This is a genomic window from Mesorhizobium sp. M1182 (assembly GCF_040318335.1).
Classification (GTDB): Bacteria; Pseudomonadota; Alphaproteobacteria; order Rhizobiales; family Rhizobiaceae; genus Mesorhizobium.
In genome coordinates this window covers 265,509-285,619 of record NZ_JAMYMD010000001.1, presented here as the reverse complement: position 1 = coordinate 285,619, position 20,111 = coordinate 265,509, and the positions used below count along the sequence as shown (strand labels likewise).

The 20,111-nt window shown below is 64.4% G+C and carries 19 protein-coding genes; 7 read left to right on the top strand and 12 right to left on the bottom strand.

Features of this window, described 5'->3' with window-relative positions; all coding sequences use genetic code 11:
• Positions 1–24: 24 nt before the first annotated feature.
• The 6 genes from moaB to NKH33_RS01285 all read right to left on the bottom strand — a co-directional run bounded on the left by moaB (position 25) and on the right by NKH33_RS01285 (position 3,719).
• Positions 25–567 (bottom strand): molybdenum cofactor biosynthesis protein B, encoded by a 543-nt coding sequence (gene moaB / locus NKH33_RS01310; RefSeq protein ID WP_352470691.1) that lies wholly within the window; start codon positions 565–567, stop codon positions 25–27.
• Entirely contained in the window at positions 554–1,456 is a 903-nt protein-coding gene (locus NKH33_RS01305) for a 4-(cytidine 5'-diphospho)-2-C-methyl-D-erythritol kinase (RefSeq protein WP_352470711.1), read from the bottom strand. The genes moaB and NKH33_RS01305 overlap by 14 nt, the downstream gene beginning before the upstream one ends.
• 26 nt (positions 1,457–1,482) lie before the next feature.
• On the bottom strand, positions 1,483–1,668 hold the full coding sequence (locus NKH33_RS01300) for a membrane protein (RefSeq protein WP_023674078.1): 186 nt from the start codon (positions 1,666–1,668) through the stop codon (positions 1,483–1,485).
• A gap of 81 nt (positions 1,669–1,749) precedes the next feature.
• A complete protein-coding gene (locus tag NKH33_RS01295; protein ID WP_352470690.1) occupies positions 1,750–2,607 on the bottom strand; it encodes a S49 family peptidase in 858 nt (285 codons plus the stop codon).
• Between the two features lie 87 nt (positions 2,608–2,694).
• A complete protein-coding gene (locus tag NKH33_RS01290) occupies positions 2,695–3,495 on the bottom strand; it encodes a tRNA1(Val) (adenine(37)-N6)-methyltransferase (RefSeq protein WP_352470689.1) in 801 nt (266 codons plus the stop codon).
• Positions 3,495–3,719 carry a putative signal transducing protein gene (locus NKH33_RS01285; protein ID WP_023674082.1) on the bottom strand — a complete coding sequence of 75 codons (225 nt, stop codon included), beginning with the start codon at positions 3,717–3,719 and terminating at the stop codon, positions 3,495–3,497. Before NKH33_RS01285 ends, NKH33_RS01290 begins: the two co-directional genes overlap by 1 nt.
• 426 nt (positions 3,720–4,145) lie before the next feature.
• On the opposite strand from NKH33_RS01285, the gene NKH33_RS01280 reads away from it, so the two are divergent.
• A complete protein-coding gene (locus NKH33_RS01280) occupies positions 4,146–5,162 on the top strand; it encodes a polyprenyl synthetase family protein (RefSeq protein WP_254818409.1) in 1,017 nt (338 codons plus the stop codon).
• A gap of 37 nt (positions 5,163–5,199) precedes the next feature.
• On the opposite strand, the gene NKH33_RS01275 is transcribed toward NKH33_RS01280, so the two are convergent.
• Positions 5,200–6,633, bottom strand: a complete 1,434-nt coding sequence (locus NKH33_RS01275) for an MFS transporter (protein WP_352470688.1) — start codon at positions 6,631–6,633, stop codon at positions 5,200–5,202.
• A gap of 104 nt (positions 6,634–6,737) precedes the next feature.
• On the opposite strand from NKH33_RS01275, the gene NKH33_RS01270 reads away from it, so the two are divergent.
• Positions 6,738–7,343, top strand: a complete 606-nt coding sequence (locus NKH33_RS01270; RefSeq protein WP_352470687.1) for a TetR/AcrR family transcriptional regulator — start codon at positions 6,738–6,740, stop codon at positions 7,341–7,343.
• Positions 7,344–7,362: 19 nt separating this feature from the next.
• Here NKH33_RS01270 and NKH33_RS01265 read toward each other — a convergent pair whose 3' ends face one another.
• From NKH33_RS01265 to NKH33_RS01255, 3 genes are all read right to left on the bottom strand, one after another.
• Complete coding sequence (locus NKH33_RS01265) at positions 7,363–7,995, bottom strand: hypothetical protein (RefSeq protein WP_352470686.1); 633 nt, start codon at positions 7,993–7,995, stop codon at positions 7,363–7,365.
• A 10-nt stretch (positions 7,996–8,005) separates the two neighbouring features.
• Entirely contained in the window at positions 8,006–9,073 is a 1,068-nt protein-coding gene (locus tag NKH33_RS01260) for a YadA-like family protein (RefSeq protein ID WP_352470710.1), read from the bottom strand.
• A gap of 405 nt (positions 9,074–9,478) precedes the next feature.
• Positions 9,479–10,573, bottom strand: coding sequence for a helix-turn-helix transcriptional regulator (locus NKH33_RS01255; RefSeq protein WP_352470685.1), 1,095 nt, complete (start codon positions 10,571–10,573; stop codon positions 9,479–9,481).
• 324 nt (positions 10,574–10,897) lie between these two features.
• On the opposite strand from NKH33_RS01255, the gene NKH33_RS01250 reads away from it, so the two are divergent.
• The gene (locus NKH33_RS01250) at positions 10,898–12,673 is read left to right on the top strand and encodes a tetratricopeptide repeat protein (RefSeq protein WP_352470709.1); all 1,776 of its coding nucleotides are present in this window, start codon (positions 10,898–10,900) and stop codon (positions 12,671–12,673) included.
• A 267-nt stretch (positions 12,674–12,940) separates the two neighbouring features.
• Positions 12,941–13,984, top strand: a complete 1,044-nt coding sequence (locus NKH33_RS01245) for a glycine--tRNA ligase subunit alpha (protein ID WP_352470708.1) — start codon at positions 12,941–12,943, stop codon at positions 13,982–13,984.
• Here the strand turns inward: NKH33_RS01245 and NKH33_RS01240 are convergent.
• The gene (locus tag NKH33_RS01240; RefSeq protein ID WP_352470684.1) at positions 13,981–14,154 is read right to left on the bottom strand and encodes a hypothetical protein; all 174 of its coding nucleotides are present in this window, start codon (positions 14,152–14,154) and stop codon (positions 13,981–13,983) included. The two genes, NKH33_RS01245 and NKH33_RS01240, sit on opposite strands and share 4 nt — an antisense overlap.
• Positions 14,155–14,416: 262 nt before the next feature.
• Here NKH33_RS01240 and glyS point away from each other — a divergent pair, with 262 nt between their 5' ends.
• Positions 14,417–17,035, top strand: a complete 2,619-nt coding sequence (gene glyS / locus NKH33_RS01235; RefSeq protein WP_352917992.1) for a glycine--tRNA ligase subunit beta — start codon at positions 14,417–14,419, stop codon at positions 17,033–17,035.
• Between the two features lie 29 nt (positions 17,036–17,064).
• Here glyS and NKH33_RS01230 read toward each other — a convergent pair whose 3' ends face one another.
• A complete protein-coding gene (locus NKH33_RS01230; protein WP_352470682.1) occupies positions 17,065–17,496 on the bottom strand; it encodes a hypothetical protein in 432 nt (143 codons plus the stop codon).
• Positions 17,497–17,655: 159 nt separating this feature from the next.
• Here NKH33_RS01230 and NKH33_RS01225 point away from each other — a divergent pair, with 159 nt between their 5' ends.
• Positions 17,656–18,636, top strand: a complete 981-nt coding sequence (locus NKH33_RS01225; protein ID WP_352470681.1) for an L-threonylcarbamoyladenylate synthase — start codon at positions 17,656–17,658, stop codon at positions 18,634–18,636.
• Positions 18,637–18,654: 18 nt separating this feature from the next.
• Positions 18,655–20,085 (top strand): FAD-binding oxidoreductase, encoded by a 1,431-nt coding sequence (locus NKH33_RS01220; protein ID WP_352470680.1) that lies wholly within the window; start codon positions 18,655–18,657, stop codon positions 20,083–20,085.
• The last annotated feature ends 26 nt before the right edge of the window (positions 20,086–20,111 follow it).

Sequence of the window (20,111 nt, the reverse complement as noted above, 5' to 3'; positions counted from 1 at the left end):
GTCGCTTGGCTGATACCTCGGTTCTCAGCCGCGCCGCAAATGCTCGTCCAGCCGCGGCATGATCTCGACGAAGTTGCAGGGCATGTGCCGATAGTCGAGCTGCGGCTTCAAGATGCCGTCCCAGGCGTCCTTGCAGGCGCCGGGCGAGCCCGGCAGCACGAAAACGAAGGTGGCGTTGACGACGCCGCCGGTTGCCCGGCTCTGGATCGTCGAAGTGCCGATCTTGTCGTAGGAGATGCGGTGGAACACTTCGGAAAAGCCGTCCATGCGCTTTTCGAAGATCGGCTCCAGCGCTTCCGGCGTCACGTCGCGGCCGGTGAAGCCGGTGCCGCCGGTGGTGATGACGACATCGATCGCTTCGTCCCTTGACCAACCCAGGACCTTGTCGCGGATCTTGTAGCGGTCGTCGGTGACGATGTCGCGGGCGGCCAGGACATGGCCGGCCTCGGCAATGCGGTCGGCCAGCGTCTGCCCGGATTTGTCGTCGGCGAGGCTGCGCGTATCGGAAACGGTCAGTACCGCGATGCGCACGGGAACGAAGGGGCGGCTCTCGTCAATCCTGGCCATGGGCGTCAGCCTCCGATGTCACGCTTCGCGTCGCCGCGACAAACCAGTCGGGATGGCGGCCGCGGATATCGACGGCCGCGCGCTTGGCCACATTGCCGGTCTCGAACAGCCCGAAGCAGGTGGCGCCTGAACCGGACATCCTGGCAAAACCGGCTCCGGCCTTGTTGAGCACGGAAAGCGCCTTGCCGATGGCGGGCTGGATTGCGCGCGCCGCAGGCTCGAGATCGTTGCGGGTGATCTCCAGCCAGTTGCGGATGCTGTGGAAGTCGAGGTTGCGCGGCAGCGGCGGCAGCCCCGCATTGTCGCGGCGGCCAAGCGCCTCGAACACGTCGGCCGTCGAGACGGCAGTGCCGGGATTGACGAGCACCAGACCCAGCGCCGGGAAACCCGGCACGAGCGTCAGCTCGTCGCCGATGCCGCGGGCTATCAGCGGCTTGGCTGCGAGGCACATCGGCACGTCGGCGCCGAGTGACAGGCCGATCCGCGCCAGTTCGGCATCGCCGATGTCGAGCCTCCAGGTCCGGACCAGGGCGCGCAGCACAGCCGCCGCATCGCTCGACCCGCCGCCGACACCGGACGCGACCGGCAGGTTCTTTTCGAGCCTGATGGCGACAGCCGGTGCGTGCTGGGGACCGGCCTCGCGCCGCAGTGCATCGCGCGCTCTCACCACCAGATTATTGTCGTCGACCGGCACCGCGGAGGCGTATTTGCCGGACATGGAAAACCCATCGCTGTCGGCAAGTTCCGTTTCGATGCGGTCGCCGAAGCGCGTGAACACAGCCAGGCTTTCGATCGTGTGATAGCCGTCGGCGCGCTGGCCGGTGACGTGCAGCGCGAGATTTATCTTGGCGTGCGCATGCGAAACCCGGATGCCGGCCTCGGCGTTCACTGGCTCGGCCGCGAGGGGGACGACGGTCAATCCTTGGCCAGACGGTATTCGCCGGTCTTCGGGTCCTTGACCAATGTTCCCATTGTACCGTTGGCGGCCTGCTTTTCGGTACGCCGCACCTTGGCGGTCACACGCTCGGCTTCCCTGACGAAGGAGCGGTAGCCGAAATAGGCGGCAATGCCGACGACGGCGAAGAAAATGATCTGCGGCATGTCAAACTCCTCCCTCGCAAAGCCGGCAAGGCCGCCGGTCGGGTCGGTTGATGATTAATGCTAGACGCTTTCACCGGCTTTTCAAAGCCCGAAGCGCGCCCACAGCGCGCGCTCTTCCGCCGCATCGATGACGCCGCTTGCCGCGGCGGCGGCGACATCGGGCGCCGAAAAGCTCGAGCCGAACAGGCCGAAGCGGCCGAACAGGCCGCGCGGCGCGGTGATCAGCTTGAGCTGGGTTTTCGGCCCGAAACGGCTCTTCAGCACGCTGCGCATGTCGCCGAGCGCATCGACCAGCCCGAGTTCAAGCCCCTTCTTGGCCGTCCAGAACAGGCCGGTGAACAGGTCGGGATCGTCCTTGAGCTTGCTGCCGCGCCTGTCCTTGACGAGGTCGATGAAGGTCTCGTGGACCTCCAGTTGCAGCGCCTTCAGGCGCTCGACGTCCTCCTTCTTTTCCGGCTTGAACGGGTCGAGCACCGCCTTGTTCTGGCCGGCGGTGTGGACGCGGCGCTCGATACCGATCTTCTTCAACAGCTCCGGAAAGCCGAACGAGGCCGACACCACGCCGATCGAGCCGACGATGGAGGACGGGTCGGCAAAGATCTCGTCGCCGGCGACCGCAATCATGTAGCCGCCCGACGCCGCCACGTCCTCGACGAAAACCAGGACCTTCTTGTTCTTCTCGCTCGCCAGGTCGCGGATGCGCCTGAAGATCAGCCGCGACTGCACCGGCGAGCCGCCTGGCGAATTGATCGAGATGGCGACCGCCGGCGCGTCGAAGGAAAACAGCTTTTCGAGAAGGCCGGCGGTGGAAGCGAGCGACAGGCTCGGCCGGAACTGGCCGCCGCCGGGCATGATCGTGCCGTGCAGCCGGATGACCGGAATGGTGACGACGGCGGAGCGCCAGGATTTCGGCAGCAGGCGGTTGAAAAGGCGTTTCACGAGGGGGCGGTCTCCGGTCGATTTGCTTGAGGCATGTAGGAATTCGCCGGCCAACGGCAATGCCGTCACCCCGGCAATCAGAATGGATCAGTCTCCGAACAGCGACGCCAGCCCGTTATTGATCAGCTCTGCCCGCTCCGAAGGGCCATTGCCTGAATAGGCATGCAGCATCACCGGTGGTTGGATCGACAGTTTGCCGCGTGCGCCGAGTGCTGCCCGGACGACGATGCGGATCGCCGCCGCTTCGGGGCGAGGATGGACGGCCAGCATCTCGGCATCGCCGAAGCGGCCGGCGATGGCATCGAGGATGGCGCCGAGCTGTTCCGGCCGGGCGATGACGGCCAGCCCGCCGCCCGGTCTGACCACCGCGGCCGCGCTGCGGATCCAGCTGTCGAACAGCCCATCCTCCGAGACATGCGCGGCCTTTCTCAGCGGATCGGGCGTCGCGCGATCCTCGGCGGCATTGAACGGCGGGTTCATGATGACGAAATCGAAGCTGTTGTCCTCAAGTCCGGCGGCCGTTCGCGCCCGGCCCGACAGCGCGACATCGGCGACGAGCACCGAGGCGCGGTCGCTGAGATGCGCATTGCCGGGATGGGCAAGCGTGGTGGTGGCGAAGGCCGCCATTTCCGGGGAACGCTCGACGAGCACGGCCGCGGCCCCGGGGCAGCGCGACAGGACCGCCAGGCCGGCCGCACCAGCGCCCGCGCCAAAATCGGCAAGCCGCCCGGCGAAGGAGGACGGCACGGCAGCCGCCAGCATCATCGCATCCATGCCGGCGCGGTGGCCTGCCTTTCTCGGCTGAACCAGCCAGAAGCGACCGCGATGAAAGGCATCGACCGTATGAGCCGGCATGTCCGGGACAAGGGCAGCGGGCGACGCGGACATTATTTTTGGCGGATCTCGTTGGCGATGCCGGCATCCGTCAGGATGCGCCGCGCCGCATCGGCCTTGTCGGCGTCCACCATGACACGGCGGGGCAGGATGCCGATCGAGCCGTCGAGGACGCTCATGTTCTGGTCGGCGACGAAACAGCCGATGCCGGCATCGCGCATGAGCGATTCGACAAACGAAATGATGACGGCGTCGTTGGTGCGGATGAGCTCTATCATCGGATTAGGGCCATGATCTATCGATATGGTCGAAATGGCGCCTGAAACGGCAAGAAGATGCGAGGAGAAGCGTGAAGGTCGGGGTCTTTCCCCCGGCCGAGCGGTTCGACGACGCAGCTTGCAGCCGTTTCGGCGTCCGGAGGATGTGGTCCATCTGCCCGGCTACTTTGTCGCGAAGGACTTGAAAGCCGAATGGCTTCCTGCGCCTTCGCTCCGCGTATCCGGACAGATGGCCTCACACCATTTCGATCATATCGATAGATCATGGCCCTAAACTCGCAGTTTGCGGCGTTGATGTAAACGTAGGCGTGATCATGTACCAGAGCCGGCGCGCCAATTCGCCTCTTGCCGCAGCAGTGGGTGACACCCTAGAGTCTGTCCAGGGACCATGTTGCCGTCGTGCATATCGAGGTTGGGAGTTTTGCCGTGGGTGTCGTTCTCAACATTGAAAACGGGAAGCGCGAAGCCGCCTCGATAAAGGACCTCATCGACCTGACCGCGGCCGACATGGGGCGCGTCAACAAATTGATCCTGTCGAAGGCCGGCTCCGATGTCGAGATGATCCCGGAGATTGCCAACCATCTGATCTCGTCGGGCGGCAAACGGCTGCGGCCGATGCTGACGCTCGCCGCCGCCCAGATGTTCGGCTATTCCGGCGACGGCCATGTCAAGCTCGCCACATCGGTCGAATTCATGCATACCGCGACACTTCTCCACGACGACGTCGTCGACGAAAGCGGCATGCGGCGCGGCAAGAAGACGGCGCGTATGATCTGGGGCAACCAGGCCAGTGTTCTGGTCGGCGATTTCCTGCTCGGCCAGGCCTTTCGCATGATGGTCGATGTCGCCTCACTGGAAGCGCTCGACATCCTGTCCAGCGCCGCTTCGGTCATCGCCGAAGGCGAGGTGATGCAGCTTGCCGCCGCCAAAAACCTCGAGACCACCGAGGACGAGCATTTCGCGGTGATCAAGGCCAAGACCGCGGCGCTGTTCTCCGCTGCCGCCGAGGTCGGCCCGGTCATCGCCCAGGCGACGCGCAATGATCGCGCGGCACTTCGCTCCTACGGCATGAATCTCGGCCTTGCCTTCCAGCTGATCGATGACGCGCTGGATTACGGCGGCACCAGCAAGGATCTCGGCAAGAATGTCGGCGACGATTTCCGCGAGGGCAAGGTGACGCTGCCGGTGATCCTCGCCTATCGGCGCGGCACCAAGGCCGAGCGCAGCTTCTGGAAACGCGCCATCGAGGACAATGCGGCCGACGATGCCGGGCTGGAAAAGGCCATCGGCCTGATGCTCCGCCACGGGGCGATTGCCGACACCATCGGGCGCGCCCGCCATTTCGGCGAGATAGCCCGCGACGCGCTGGCGCCGCTCGAGGCGACGCCGCAGAAGTCTGCACTGATCGACGTCATCGATTTCTGCATCAGCCGGGTGAATTGACAGGCGTCGCGGCGCGAGGCCGGGACGCCGCCTGTTCTCATCGAGCCTTTGCCGGAAGCACTATTGCTGCCAGCAAACTGACGACGATGCCCGCCGCCGCGAGCCGGAAGGCAACCTGGATGCCGTCGGCGACGGCAATTTTCAACGCATCGCCGGACAATTCGCCGATTTGGCTGTTCGCAATCGCAATCAGCACGGCCATGCCGATGGCGTTGCCGACATTGAGCGTCGTCGAAGCCATCCCCGAGGCGACGCCTTGCTGGTCATGGGCAACGCCGGAAGCGGCGGCAATCCACATTGCGGTCCAGACGATGCCTTGTCCGACGCCGGAGACGATCAGGCCGGGTACGAGGGCCAGATAGCTGCTGTCGGCAGTCGCGCCTGATACCATCAATGCTGTGCCGACCGCGCCGACGATCATGCCGCCGACCAGGGTGCTGCGCGTCGAAAACCGCGTTGCCAGACGCTCGCCGAGTTGCGTGCCGGTGGCGATGGCGACCGACGGCACGAGAAAGGCGAGGCCCGTCTGCAAGGCAGTGAAGCCGTGCACGTTCTGCAGCAGCACGGTGAGGAAGTAGGGCAGCGCGCCGAAAGTGCCCATGTAGAGGAAGGTTATCGTCATGCCGGCGACGAGGCTGCGGTTGTGGAACAGGCGCAGCGGCATCAGCGGGTCGGCGCTGTTGGCCTCGATCACGGTGAAGGCGATCAGGAAAAATGCCGCCAGTGCTGCGCTGACGATGATTGCGCCAGAGCCCCAGCCATATTCGGGCCCCTGAACCAGGGTGAAGACAAGCAGCGTCGCGCCTGCGGTGACGGTCAGCGCGCCCGGCAGATCGAAGCTGCGCTGCTCGTGCCGCTTGCGATCGCGCGGGATGATGGCGAAAGCCGCGATGATGGCGATCCCGGCCAACAGCACGTTGACGTAGAAGACCGACGGCCAGCCGAAGGCGCTGGTCAGAAACCCGCCGGCAAGCGAACCGAGCGTCAGGCCGCTGGCGCCCGCGCCGCCCCAGACGGCGAGCGCCCGGTTGCGTTCCGGTCCCTCGGCGAACAGGCGGTTGATCAGCGACAACGTCGCAGGAAACAGGAACGCGGCGCCGATGCCTTGCACGGCGCGGGCCGCGATGATGATTTCCGGCGACCAGGCGAGGCCGCCGACCAGAGATGAGAGCGCGTAGAGCCAGAGCGCGAAGATGAAGACGCGGCGCTGGCCGATCAGGTCGGCGGCCCGGCCGCCGAACAGCAGGAAGCCGCCGGTGAAGACGGTGTAGGCGCTGACCACCCACTGCAGGGTCTGGCCTGAAAATCCGAGGCCGGCGCCGATCTCCGGCAACGCCACGAAGACTATGTTGAGGTCGAGCGAGATGATGAGCTGCGCGAAGGCGAGCAGCGCCAGCGTTGCGCCATGTTTCGCCCTGCTTGCTCCCTGCGTTATCGCCCCGAGCGGCGCGCCTTGATCCAGTGAACTCATGCCGGTCTCCTTGTCGACAATTATTTAATGATCGACAAAGAATTGAGATTTGCAATCCGAAGTCAAGCGGATTATTTGTTGATCGACAAAAATTGGAGACCGCCGTGGCGGGAAGGCCAAGGGAGTTCGACCGCGACCAGGCGCTGGAGAAAGCCCGCGACGCTTTCTGGAGACGCGGCTACGAGGGCACCTCGATGGCCGATCTCGTATCGGCGCTTGGTCTCGCATCGGCGCGCATCTATGCCGCGTTCGGCTCGAAGGAGGATCTGTTTCGCGAAGCGGTGGCACTTTACGAGGCCAATGAGGGCGGCTTCGCCACACGCGCACTGCAGGAAGAACCAAATGTCCGGCGCGTCATCGAGCGCATGCTTCGCGACGCCGTCGAAATCTATACGCGGCCGGGGCAGCCGCAGGGCTGCATGGTGGTGACGGCCGCGACCAATTGCGCCGTCGAAAATGACGCCGTGCTGCAATGGCTGGCGGAGCATCGGCTGGCGCGTACCGCATCGATCGTCGAGCGGTTGAAGCAGGCGGTGCGCGATGGCGAATTGAAGCCGGACACCGATGCCGAGACGTTGGGGGATTATTACGCCACGCTGATGTACGGCCTTTCGGTGCAGGCACGCGACGGCGTGCCGAAAAAGCGGCTGCACGATCTTGTCACCGTCGCCATGCAGGCGCTGGACGCAAGCCTTTCGCAAACGTCCTGAGTTTCAGGGCCGGGATGCCTCACTTGCCGGCTTGTTCGGCGGCCCTTCTGGGATTGACCGCCGGCGTCGGCGGGTCGGGTATTTCGGTGGCGACAGGCTTTGGCGGTTGCGGCTCCGTCGCCGGCGCTTCGGGGCCGGCCTTGCTGAGCGCGACCGAGATGCCGAACACCTTCCATTGCCGTTCGACCGGCGCAAACAACAGCTCGAAATTGACCTGCATCGGCACCGAGGGAAAGAAACCGGCCATATGCAACATGCCGTTGGACTCGATCTGCGGCAGCAGCGTCAATTGCGGCTCCAGCACGGCGACGCCGCCGAGGTCGATGCCGTCATTGCGGTGGCTGGCGAAGATCTCGGCAAGCTTGGCCGCATTGTTGGTCTGGAAGCCCGGCGCGCCGAGATCGCGCAGCACCGTGTAATTCCCCGTCTTGTTGGCATGGTCGAGCGCCAGCAGCGAGCCGCGCACCAGGATCAGCACGCCGTTGCGGTCGATATTGGCCGGCTTCGGCGCCTGGGGCTTGGCCGATTTCTGGATTTTCGACGTTTGCGCCAGGGCAGGCTGGACAAGCTGCGGAACGGCTGCCGTCAGCACCAAGGCGGCCAGCAACATTCTGCCCGTCGGCCGCACCGATCCCGGCAAGATTGAGGTCATGCCCGCTGCATCAGTTGAGTGTCCACGATGCGCCGACGCTGACGCCGACATCGCCACGGTTGGTGGAGGCCGACACGGCGGCGTTGAGGCGGAAATCCAGGCTCGTGCTATAGCCAAGGCCGAGCGCCAGGCCCGACTGGCCCTTGAAATGGCCAAAGCCGCCGGCCAGCGACAATTTGCCGGGCCTGTCGTCGTAACGCAATCCCGCCGTCGCCAGCGCAAGCGCCGTTCCGGCGCGGGCTTCCGAGCGGTTTTCGCTGACCTGCTCGCCAAGGTTCTGCAACCCGCCCTCCAGCGCGCTGACGCGGCCGTCGAGCAGGGCGATGTTAGCCTCGTTGATCGTGGTGCGACTGTCGAGGCTGAAAATCTGCGCGGTGTGCAGGTTGAGCGTGTTGGTATTGTTGGTGATACGCGCCTCGTGATCGGCAAGCTGGATCGTATGATTGCCGACCGTCGTGTTGAGCGCGTTGATCTGGTTGGTGTTGTTGACAATGCGCGTCTCGTGATCGGCAAGCTGCATCGTGTGGCTGCTTACCGTGGTGTTGAGCGAGGCGATCTGGGTGGTATGGGCTGCAACGTCGTCGGCCAGTCCTTCGAGTTCGTCGATGTTCACGGAAGCGGTCGCCAGATTGCCCGCGGCGTCGGACGTCACCAGGTATTTCGGTCCGCTCTGGGCCTCCCTGCTGGCTGCGCCGTTGATGCCCGACAGAGTGTAGGTGGCGCTGCTGTTGCCGATAGCCACCTGATTGGCGCGTGTCGTGGTCACACCTTGGCCTACGGCGACTGAATCGGCAAAATTGGCCGTCGCACCGGTGCCGAGGGCGGTGGCATTCACCGCATTCGCCTTGGCCGAGGCGCCAAGAGCGGTAGCGTTGGCCTGGTTAGGGCCTCCCGCACCAGCCTGAGCACGGGCGCCGATAGCCGTCGTGCTTGCATTGTTATGGTTGATGGGACCCGAGATTCCCCCGGCCCACGCATCATCGCCAAGAGCGGTACTGAGGTCTCCATCAGAAACGGCTCTACCGCCGACCGCCGTCGAGGATCCGCCCGCAGCTTGGGCGATAGTTCCGCATGCCATACCGGTGGGCGAAGCCCCGGCGCCATCTGCGCCATAATTTATATCTTCACACACAAACGCAGCCGCCGGAGTCGGCGCGAGGGCCACCAGGCCGGCTGCCGCGGCTATCACCAAAGCTCCGGCCCCGCGAACCGGCACGCGGGACGACATCAGGATGCCGGCAGCCCCCAATGCAGCCGACCACTCAAAGCCTTCTACAACACGGCTCTTCATCGAATTATCCCCTTCTTTCCAGAACGGCGCCGGCCGATCGCAAAGCTCCCGATGAGATGGACCATGCATGAAGCCGGCAACGGCCGGACAGTCGGCAAATGCCTACACTTCGCGGCATTCCCCCTGTTCTTGCAGCGTTTTCAGTCCTGGCTGTTGCAATCTTGCAACGTCGGGCCGGTTGACTGACCGAAATCACGAAAACGGCCGCGCGCTTCTCAGCAGCGCCACGAGCTGGCTTTGGCGACTGGTTCCGGTTTTCCGAAAAATTCGATCGAGATAAGTACGGGCCGATTTGACGGCGATGCCGATTTCGAGGGCGGCTTCCTGTACGGAACGGCCTGAGGCAAGCACGACGGCGAGCCGGGCTTCCGCCGGCGTCAAGTCGAACAGGCCCGAAAGGATATTGGGCGACGGCACCGTCGCGCTGATGCTGACGGCGGTTGCCGCGACAAGGATATCCGCGCCCGAAAAGATGTCATGTGCGGCACGGCGCAACGGCAAAAGGTGAACGATCAGCGCAGGCCGCCCCTCGACGGCTGGGACAGGGATGGAGCGCACAACGCGATGGTCGGCGTTGTGCATGATGGCTTGCTGGAAAAGCGCGTTTGCAGACAGGTCCGCAAGCACCATGCCGCCGCCGGCCTGGGGGATGAAGACGTCCTTCATATCTTCCAGCAGGCGGTTGACCGTCAGCACGCGGCCCGATCCGCTCATGACTGCCGCCGGCAGCTCGATCTCGCTCAGAATGGACACGGCGGTCCTGGCCCGCTCCAGACCGAGCCGCCCGGCGGCAAGGCCGGCCCGCGCCAGATGCGGACGCAGTCCGTTCAGCAGGTCGATCGCCGCTTGATCGTACTTGCCGTCCTTCAGCCAGCGCTGGAAAACGAACAGCACAAGCTCTCCGCTCGGCATGGGAATCGACGTGCAGACGGGCGATCCGACGCCGAAATCTCTTGCCCACGCATAGATCGGGTCCCGCTCGATCTCATCGCCGGTCATGAAGTCGTCGACCCGCACAAAGCTTGCCGGCTGGGTGCTGCACATGCGCTGCACGCTTTCGGAAAATTTCCAATCGGCCATGAAAGCGTCGATCAAGGGTTCGGCCCGCGCCTCGCCGATGGCGCGAAGCGGGGAATGATCGCTGATCATGAAAATCGAGCCGCTTGCCGAGCGCGTGATCGCACTGGTCGCTTCCAACGCTCCCGGCCACAGCTCGGCTGCGAATGCGGCTTCATAGATACGGTCGACGATGGCGAAGGCTTCTTCGTTTCGCGGCATTTCCAGCATCGGCACCCCCTGACGGCTGGCGAGGCAAGAACTGAGGGCACATCCTGCCACGCAAAGTTGCATGGCGGAAGCTTTCAACCGCTGGCGCTTATGGATCGCTTACGGCGTCGGGAAATAGCGCCGTGCAGGCAGCGCCAAAGCGGACGCCACGCGGTCAAGAGTCGCAGTTCAGGCCCTTTCGGCATGGTTTATTAATTGCTTGACCCGATTGTGAATTCGGGCCGGGTTGAAGCACGACCCCAAAAAGGCCATGCTTTACCTGTAAAGATCGAGTCTACGGCGATCCCGCTGACGCGGAGATGGCGTTTGGCTGAAAGGGATATGATGCGGCAAGGATATGCGCGCTGGCTGACGGGGCTGGCAATCGCGACGGGCATGGCGATCTCGGCTTTGCCGGCGCATGCCAAACAGACCGCCGAGCCGGTCAGGATCACATCCTTCTCGGGGGCCTATCTCGCCGCCAGGATTGCCGACGGCGACAACGACCTCGACAGCGCCATTTCCTATTACAAGCAGGCGCTTGCCTTCGATCCGAACGATACGGGACTGCAGCAGAGCCTGATGCTGTCGCTGATCGCGCAGGGGCGCTTCGATGAATCCCTGGTCTATGCCGACAAGCTCAAGGCGGTTCCCGATGTCGAGCGCTTCTCGCGCCTGGCGCTGGCCATCGATTCCTTCCACAAGAAGGATTTCTCCAAGGCCGAATACTGGCTCAAGCTGTCGCTCGAATCCGATCTCGACCGGCTGATCTCAGGCGTCATGACCGGCTGGGCCAAGCAGGGTGCGGGTGACGCCGGCGAGGCCATGGCTTCCATCGACAAGCTGCAAGGCCCCGACTGGTTCAGCCTGTTCAAGTCCTTCCACCGCGCCTTGATTGCCGACGCCTCCGGCCTGCCCGACAGGGCGGATGCGCTCTACACCGCCACCGTGCAGGACACGGCCGCCGGCGGTGCGGCCCCCGAGACATGGATGCGCAACGCGCAGGCCTACGCGTCTTTCCTCGCCCGCAAAGGCGACAAGGCCAAGGCGCTGTCGGTGCTCGACAAGGCCGAGGCGTTTGCGCCCGGCAAGGTCGAGATTGCAGCCCTTCGCGACAAGATCAACAAGGGCGAAAAGATCGAGCCCTTCGTTGCCGGTCCGTCGGACGGCGCCTCGGAAATCCTGCTCGATCTCGCCACCGCGCTCAACCGTGGCGGCGGCGAGCCGTTCGTGCGGCTTTATCTGCAATATGCCCTGGCGCTGCGGCCCGACAACGACGCGGCGCTCGTTCAGCTTGCCGCCGTTGCCGAGCAGTTGAAAGATGGCGAGGGCGCCATCGCGCTCTATCGCCGCATTCCCGCCGGCTCGCCGCTGAAGCAGCTTTCGGACCTGCAGCTTGGCCTCAACCTTGCCGATCTCGACCGCAACGACGAGGCGATCACTCACCTCAAGGCCATCGTCGATGCGCATCCAGACGACATGCGCGCCTATCTGGCGCTCGGCGGCGTCTATTCCTCGAAGGAGGATTTCCGCTCCGCCGCCAATCTTTACGACAAGGCAGTCGAGGTGCTGAAGACGCCGACCGCCGCCAACTGGAACATCTTCTACCAGCGCGGCATCGCCTATGAGCGGCTGAAGGAATGGCCGAAGGCCGAGCCGAATTTCCGCAAGGCGCTGGAGCTCTACCCCGACCAGCCGCAGGTTCTGAACTATCTCGGCTATTCCTGGGTCGACAAGAACATGAACCTCAAGGAAGGCCTCGCGATGATCCAGAAGGCCGTCGACCTGAGGCCGAGCGACGGCTACATCGTCGATTCGCTGGGCTGGGCCTATTACCGCCTTGGCCAGTTCGACGATGCAGTGCGCGAAATGGAACGCGCCGTTTCGTTGAAGCCGGAGGATCCGGTGCTCAACGATCACCTCGGCGACGCTTACTGGCGCGTCGGCCGCAAGCTGGAAGCCACCTTCCAGTGGAACCAGGCCCGCGACCTGAAGCCGGACCCGGATGTGCTTGCCGCCTTGCAGCAAAAGCTGATGAAAGGCCTGCCGCCGATCGAATCCAACACGGCGCAGGAAACCCCGAACGTAAAGCCCTTGCCGGCGCCCGCCCCTAAGGGGTGACCCTTCTTTCCTTCTCCCCTTGTGGGAGGAGGTGGATCGGCGCGCAGCGCCGAGACGGTTGAGGGGTGTCGGACGGATTGCCGTCGGTGCCAAGCTGGAACACCCCTCATCCGACCGAGCTTCGCTCGGCCACCTTCTCCCACAAGGGGAGAAGGGAACACCTTCAAAGGCCTGACCCCCTCTGCCTTGACGCTTGCTGGCCAGGCATCTAGGACGTGCCGGCATCCCGCCTTTCCCGCCGAGGCCGCCGTGACCATTCCTGCCCACATGCACCCCAGCCGCTCGTTCCAGGGGCTGATCCTGACGTTGCATAATTACTGGGCGGACTATGGCTGCGTCGTCCTCCAGCCTTACGACATGGAAGTCGGCGCCGGCACATTCCATCCGGCAACGACATTGCGCGCGCTCGGCCCAAAACGCTGGAACGCGGCCTATGTCCAGCCCTCGCGCCGCCCCAAGGACGGCCGCTATGGCGAGAACCCGAACCGGCTGCAGCACTATTACCAATACCAGGTGATCCTGAAGCCCAATCCGCCCAATCTGCAGGAGCTTTATCTCGGCTCGCTGGCCGCGATCGGAATCGATCCGCTGCTGCACGACATCCGCTTCGTCGAGGACGACTGGGAAAGCCCGACGCTGGGCGCCTGGGGGCTGGGCTGGGAGTGCTGGTGCGACGGCATGGAGGTGTCGCAGTTCACCTATTTCCAGCAGGTCTGCGGGATCGAATGCGCACCGGTGGCGGGCGAGCTCACTTACGGGCTGGAACGGCTGGCCATGTATGTGCAGGGCGTCGACAATGTCTACGACCTCAACTTCAACGGCCGCGAAGGCGCCGACAAGGTGACCTATGGCGACGTCTTCCTGCAGGCCGAGCAGGAATATTCGCGCCATAATTTCGAATTTGCCAACACAGCGATGTTGCTGCGCCATTTCGAAGACGCCGAAGCCGAGTGCAAGGCGCTGCTCGAAGCCGGCGCGCCTGTCTCCCCCCTTGAGGGGGAGATGCCCGCGAAGCGGGCAGAGGGGGTCACCTCAGAAGGCACCACAAGTAAAACGTCGAGCACTGCACGGGCGACCCCTCCCGGCCAGACCTTGTCTGGCCACCTTCCGCTCAAGGGGGAGGGATATCACCGCCTTGTATTCCCCGCCTACGACCAGTGCATCAAGGCCAGCCACATCTTCAACCTGCTCGATGCCCGCGGCGTCATTTCGGTCACCGAGCGCCAGAGTTATATTTTGCGGGTGCGCAATCTGGCCAAAGCCTGCGGCGAGGCGTTTCTGCTGACGCAGGCGGGCGGCTTGGCGGCTTAGCTCCAGGCGAATTCGGCAGGAGTGCTGATTGGCAACGTGCCTTGGCCGCTTGCACCGGCTATTGTCCGCAGCGCTTGCCTGACGCCGGGCATCGAGAACGTGCCGTGCACCTGCGCTGTAAAACAGGCGCTGAGCGTGAGGATCTGCAGGAATGTCGATGCCGTTCTCATGGTCGGTCAGCCAATAGCTCTCTGCCTGAGCGTTGGTCGCTTCAGCGCTGCGTTCGGTTCAGGGAAATCTTTGATCCAAGGACGGGCGGACCGGCGCGTGTCCGACAGGCGGCTGAATTTTTTCGGAAATCGCCGTTAGATGTCCCGATCGAGCGGGGAAGGGTGACAGCGGCCAGCCGAGTTGCTATGCCCCCGCTTACCTCCCCCTCGATGGGGGAGGTCGCCGCGAAGCGGCGGCTATTTTTGTCCATGAGTTCCTTCGATGCCCGACCTGCTTTTAGAACTCCGTTCGGAAGAGATTCCCGCCCGCATGCAGCGCAAGGCTGCCGGCGATCTCAGGAAGCTTTTGACCGACGGGCTGGTCGAGGCCGGGCTGACCTATGAGGCGGCGCGCGAATATTGGACGCCGCGCCGGTTGACGCTCGACATTCGCGGCCTGACCGCCCGCTCGAAGGACATCAGCGAGGAGATCAAGGGGCCCTCGACCAAGGCGCCCGAGCCGGCGGTGCAGGGTTTTCTGCGCAAGGCCGGCCTTGCCTCGATTGCCGAGGCGCATGTGCATTCCGATCCGAAGAAGGGCGACTTCTACGTCGCCCATATTTCCAGGCCGGGCAGGCCGGCGGAGCAGATCATCGCCGAGCTGGTGCCGGGCATCATCCGCAACTTCCCCTGGCCGAAATCGATGCGCTGGGGGCCGGCTTCGGCCAAGCCCGGCTCGCTGCGCTGGGTGCGGCCGCTGCAATCGATCCTGTGCACCTTCGGCCCCGAAACCGAGGAGCCGGCGGTCGTCGATTTCGAGATCGACGGCATCCGCTCGGGCAATATCACTTACGGCCACCGTTTCCATGCGCCTGGCGCCATCACGGTGCGCCGCTTCGACGATTATGTAGCCAAGCTTGAGGCGGCCAAGGTCGTGCTCGATGCCGACAGGCGCAAGGAGATCATTCTTGCCGATGCCAGGAACCTCGCCTTCGCCAGCGGGCTCGACCTCGTCGAGGACGAGGGGCTGCTGGAGGAAGTGTCGGGCCTGGTCGAATGGCCTGTCGTGCTGATGGGCGAATTCGAACAGGATTTTCTGGCCATTCCGGCCGAGGTGATCCGGCTCACCATCCGCGCCAACCAGAAGTGTTTTGTGACACGGCCGCACGGCGCGGGCGAAGAGCTCTCCAACCGCTTCATCCTGACTGCCAACATCGAGGCCAAGGACGGCGGCAAGGAGATCGCCCACGGCAATGGCAAGGTGGTGCGCGCGCGCCTGTCCGACGCGCTCTATTTCTGGAGAACCGACCAGGGCGACCTGCCGGATCTCGACCAGCTGCAGGCATCGGCGGAAAAGTTCGGGCTTGATCTAAAAAAACCGCTCGACCAGCGCATGGCCCGCCTCGACCACCTCAATGTAACGTTTCATGCCAAGCTCGGCACGCAAGGCGAGCGGGTGGAGCGGATTGCCAGGTTGGCCGAAGAATTGGCGCCGCTCGTGGCGAGTTCAATCTCCCCCCTTGAGGGGGAGATGGCCGGCAGGCCAGAGGGGGTCGCCTCGGCTGGCGCGACGCGACCTGACGTTTCGAAGCAAGAGGAAGTTGGCGCTCCACGCGAGATGACCCCCTCTGTCGCCTTCGGTGACATCTCCCCCTCGAGGGGGGAGATTACCGCGCTGGCGCGCCGCGCTGCCGTCCTCGCCAAGGCCGACCTCACCACCGAAGTGGTTGGCGAGTTCCCGGAACTGCAAGGCGCCATGGGCCGCAAATACGCGCTGCTGCAGGGCGAGCACCCCTCCGTCGCCGCCGCGATCGAGGAGCACTACAAGCCGCAGGGACCGTCCGATCGCGTGCCGACCGATCCGGTGTCGGTGGCGGTGGCGCTTGCCGACAAGCTGGATACGCTGGTCGGGTTCTGGGCGATCGATGAAAAGCCGACCGGATCGAAAGATCCCTATGCGCTGCGTCGTGCAGCACTGGGAGTGATCAGAATCTTGGTCGAGAATGAGGTCCGATTGGAGATTGCTATGCAGTTTATCCGTTCAGGGCGTCATCTAATGGCGCAACTGCTTCAAAAGGAGGCCGGCAAAGCCGAGGCTCGGCTTGCACCCATGCGAGCAATGGAAGAACTGTCCGGAAAAGGCTTGTTGAGCCAACTGACCAGCCTATCCGAACGCGCCTCTCAACTGATGTTTAGCGACGCCGATGTACCGCCTCAGGATTGGGAGATTGATCGCGCCCGCGACCTCCTCGCCTTCTTCCACGACCGCCTGAAAGTCTATCTGCGCGACCAGGGCGCGCGGCACGATCTGATCGACGCCGTACTGGCGGCGGGCTCGCGCCCAATCTCCCCCCTAGAGGGGGAGATGTCGGCGCAGCCGACAGAGGGGGGCGCTGTCCCGCCAGCCTCTCATTCTGTCGCGCCCCCCTCTGCCCTGCCGGGCATCTCCCCCTCTAGGGGGGAGATCGGCCAATCGTCCAACGACGACCTCCTGCAAATCGTCCGCCGCGTCGAAGCGCTTGGCTCCTTCCTCGACAGCGAGGACGGCAGGAACCTGCTTGCCGGCACCAAGCGCGCTGCCAACAGCGTGGCTGCCGAGGAGAAGAAGAACACGACGATCGCCGACCGTGTTGAGCCGGCGCTGTTCCGGGAGGGCGCCGAAAAAACCTTGTACGCCGCGGTCAATCAGGCCGAGAGGCAAGCCGGCGAAGCAATTCAAAACGAAGACTTTTCCGCCGCCATGCTGGCGCTTAGCGTGTTGCGCGAGCCGGTTGATTCATTCTTTGAGAAAGTCCTCGTAAACGATGAGGACCAGGCGGTGCGCGCCAATCGCCTGGCATTGCTCGCCCGCATCCGCGCGGCGACCGACCGGGTCGCGGATTTCTCCAAGATAGCCGGCTGACGTCCGGAAAAAAATCATCGCTTGTGGCGCTATTTCGGCTGGTCGGGAGCTGCTAGCGGGGCAGGCTGCTGCGCAGCCGGTTCAGGGGTTTTGCTGGCGACCTTTGGGTCGGCTTTGCTGTCCGCGGCGGGCGCGGCAGCGATGGCCGGCGCGACCTTGGGCGCCGGCGTTGCAAAGGCATCGCCGACGATACCGCCGCGAATGATCATCGGGCTTCCGTCGAAGCCATGACTCGGCTGGCTCGGGATCGCCGCGACCTTTTCATCGGTGACGTTTTCATTGACGTCAGGCAACTTCTCGCCGAGCGCGACGATCGACGGTGTTTTTGCCCGTTCGAGCGCGCCGGCACTTACAACCGAAGGCGTCGCCGTCGTTTGCCCGAGAAAAACGAGCGACGAGGCCTGTGCCGTGCCGGCCATAAACGCCAGACCAAGCGCTCCAAGGATACGCATCGAAAGCATGATAATTCCCCTTGCCCAACAAGACGGCACCGTAGCCGAGGGCAGTTGATGCCGGCTTGCGGGGAAACGGAGCATTTTAGTGATTTGCGATTCGCCTACGCCCGGACTTGCTCCGTCGGCGTCAGCGTATTAGGCACCCGCATCCGTGAGGTGACGACAGTGGCTGAAATTCGTGCCGTCGGCGAGGCGATGGAAAGGGCGTTGGCGCTGCTCGAGAGCGGCGACGTCGTCGCCATCCCGACCGAGACCGTCTATGGGCTGGCCGGCGACGCGACCAATGGCGTTGCCGTGGCCCGCATCTTCGAAGCCAAGGGCCGCCCTCGCTTCAACCCGCTGATCGCCCATATAGCCGACCCGGCGATGGCCGAGCGCATCGCGCTGTTCGATCCGCTGTCGGAAAGATTGGCGCAGGCATTCTGGCCGGGGCCGCTGACGCTGGTGCTGCCGCAACGGCCCGGCAGCGGCATTCATCCGCTGGTCACCGCCGGTCTGGAAACGATCGCGCTGCGCATGCCGAAAGGCTTTGGCGGCGAGCTGATCGCCAGGTTCGGCCGCGCGCTGGCGGCGCCAAGCGCCAATTCCTCGGGCAGGATCAGCGCCACGACGGCCGAGGCCGTGGCCGCCGATCTCGGTCCCCGGATCAAGCTTGTGGTCGATGGCGGCGCGACGCCGGTCGGGCTGGAATCGACCATTGTCAAGGTCGAAGCTGGAAAGCTGCGGCTGCTGCGGCCGGGCGGCATTGCCGCCGAAGAGATCGAAGCAGTGGCCGGGTCAAAGTTGCTGCGCGGCGCTTCGGTCATCGAGGCACCTGGCATGCTTGCCTCGCACTATGCGCCAGGTGCGGCGGTGCGGCTCAATGCTGCGGAGGTCGCACCGGGCGAAGCCTTGCTGGCCTTCGGCCGCCGCCGTGCCGAAGGCTGGCGCGACGCAGCCGCACTGCGCAATTTGTCGGAGACCGGCGACCTGCGCGAGGCGGCAAGCAATCTCTTCGCTCATCTGCAGGATCTCGATAGCAGTCGCGCCAAAACCATCGCCGTCGAGCCGATCCCGTTCGACGGGCTGGGCGAGGCGATCAATGACCGGCTTTCGCGCGCCGCCGCCCCGCGTGACAAGATCGCCCCGCGTGACAAGATGGATTGAGCACCATAGTTTCCACCCATGAACGACATTTCCCCCGATCTCGACCCCGCCGTCGTCGCCCGCTTTGCGGCAATCGTCGGCGACAAATATGCGCTGCGCGATCAGCGGGACATCGCGCCTTTCCTCACCGAGCGGCGCGGACTTTGGCACGGCAGGACGGCTTTGGTGCTGAGGCCGGGGAGCGTCGAGGAGGTCAGCCGCATCATGCGGCTGGCAACCGAAACCGGCACGCCCATCGTGCCGCAAAGCGGCAACACCGGGCTGGTCGGCGCCCAGGTGCCGGACGCATCCGGCCGCGAGATCGTGCTGTCGCTGTCGCGGCTGAACCGCATCCGCGAGATCGATACGCTGTCCAACACGGTGACGGTCGAAACCGGCGTCATCCTGCAGACGCTGCAGGAAGCGGCCGATGCCGCCGACCGGCTGTTTCCGCTGTCGCTTGCCGCGCAAGGCTCCTGCCAGATCGGCGGCAATCTCTCGTCCAACGCCGGCGGCACCGGCGTGCTTGCCTACGGCAATGCGCGCGAGCTCTGCCTCGGCGTCGAAGTGGTGCTGCCGACCGGTGAAGTGTTCGACGATCTGCGCAAGCTGAAAAAGGACAATACCGGCTACGATCTGAAGAACCTGTTCGTCGGCGCGGAAGGCACGCTCGGCATCATCACCGCCGCCGTGCTCAAGCTGTTCCCCAAGCCCAAGGGGCGCGAGGTGGCGTTTGCCGGCCTGTCATCGCCGGAGGCGGCATTGTCGCTGTTCAGCCTGGCGATGGACCGTGCAGGGGCAGCGCTCACCGCCTTCGAGCTGATCGGCCAGAGGCCCTACGACTTCACGCTTGCCCACGCACAAGGCGTGGTGCGGCCGCTTGCCGGCGATTGGCCGTGGTATGTGCTGATGCAGATCTCGTCGGGCCGTTCGGCCGGCGACGCCAGGGCGCTGATCGAGGAGGTGCTGGAGGCAGGCCTCGAGCAAGCGATCGTCGGCGATGCGGTGATCGCGGCAAGCATGGCCCAGGGCGATGCGTTCTGGAATTTCCGCGAGGTGCTGCCCGAGGCGCAGAAACCGGAAGGTGCCTCGATCAAGCACGACATCTCGGTGCCGGTGGCGTCAATCCCGCCCTTCATTGAAAAGGCCGCCGTCGTCGTGCAATCGGTCAGTCCCGGCGCGCGCGTCGTCTGCTTCGGCCACATGGGCGACGGGAACCTGCACTATAACATCTCCCGGCCGGCCGACGGCGATGACGAGGCGTTTCTCGGCCTTTACCACGTCATGAACAGGGCCGTGCACGACGTCGTGCGCGCGTTTCATGGCTCGATCTCGGCCGAGCACGGCATCGGCCAGTTGAAGCGGGACGAATTGATCGCGACGGCGCCGCCGATGGCGATCGAGCTGATGCGCAGGGTGAAGGCCGCCTTCGATCCGGCCGGCATCATGAATCCGGGTAAGGTTATCTGATCCTTTCGCCGGCCTGCGCCGGTTGG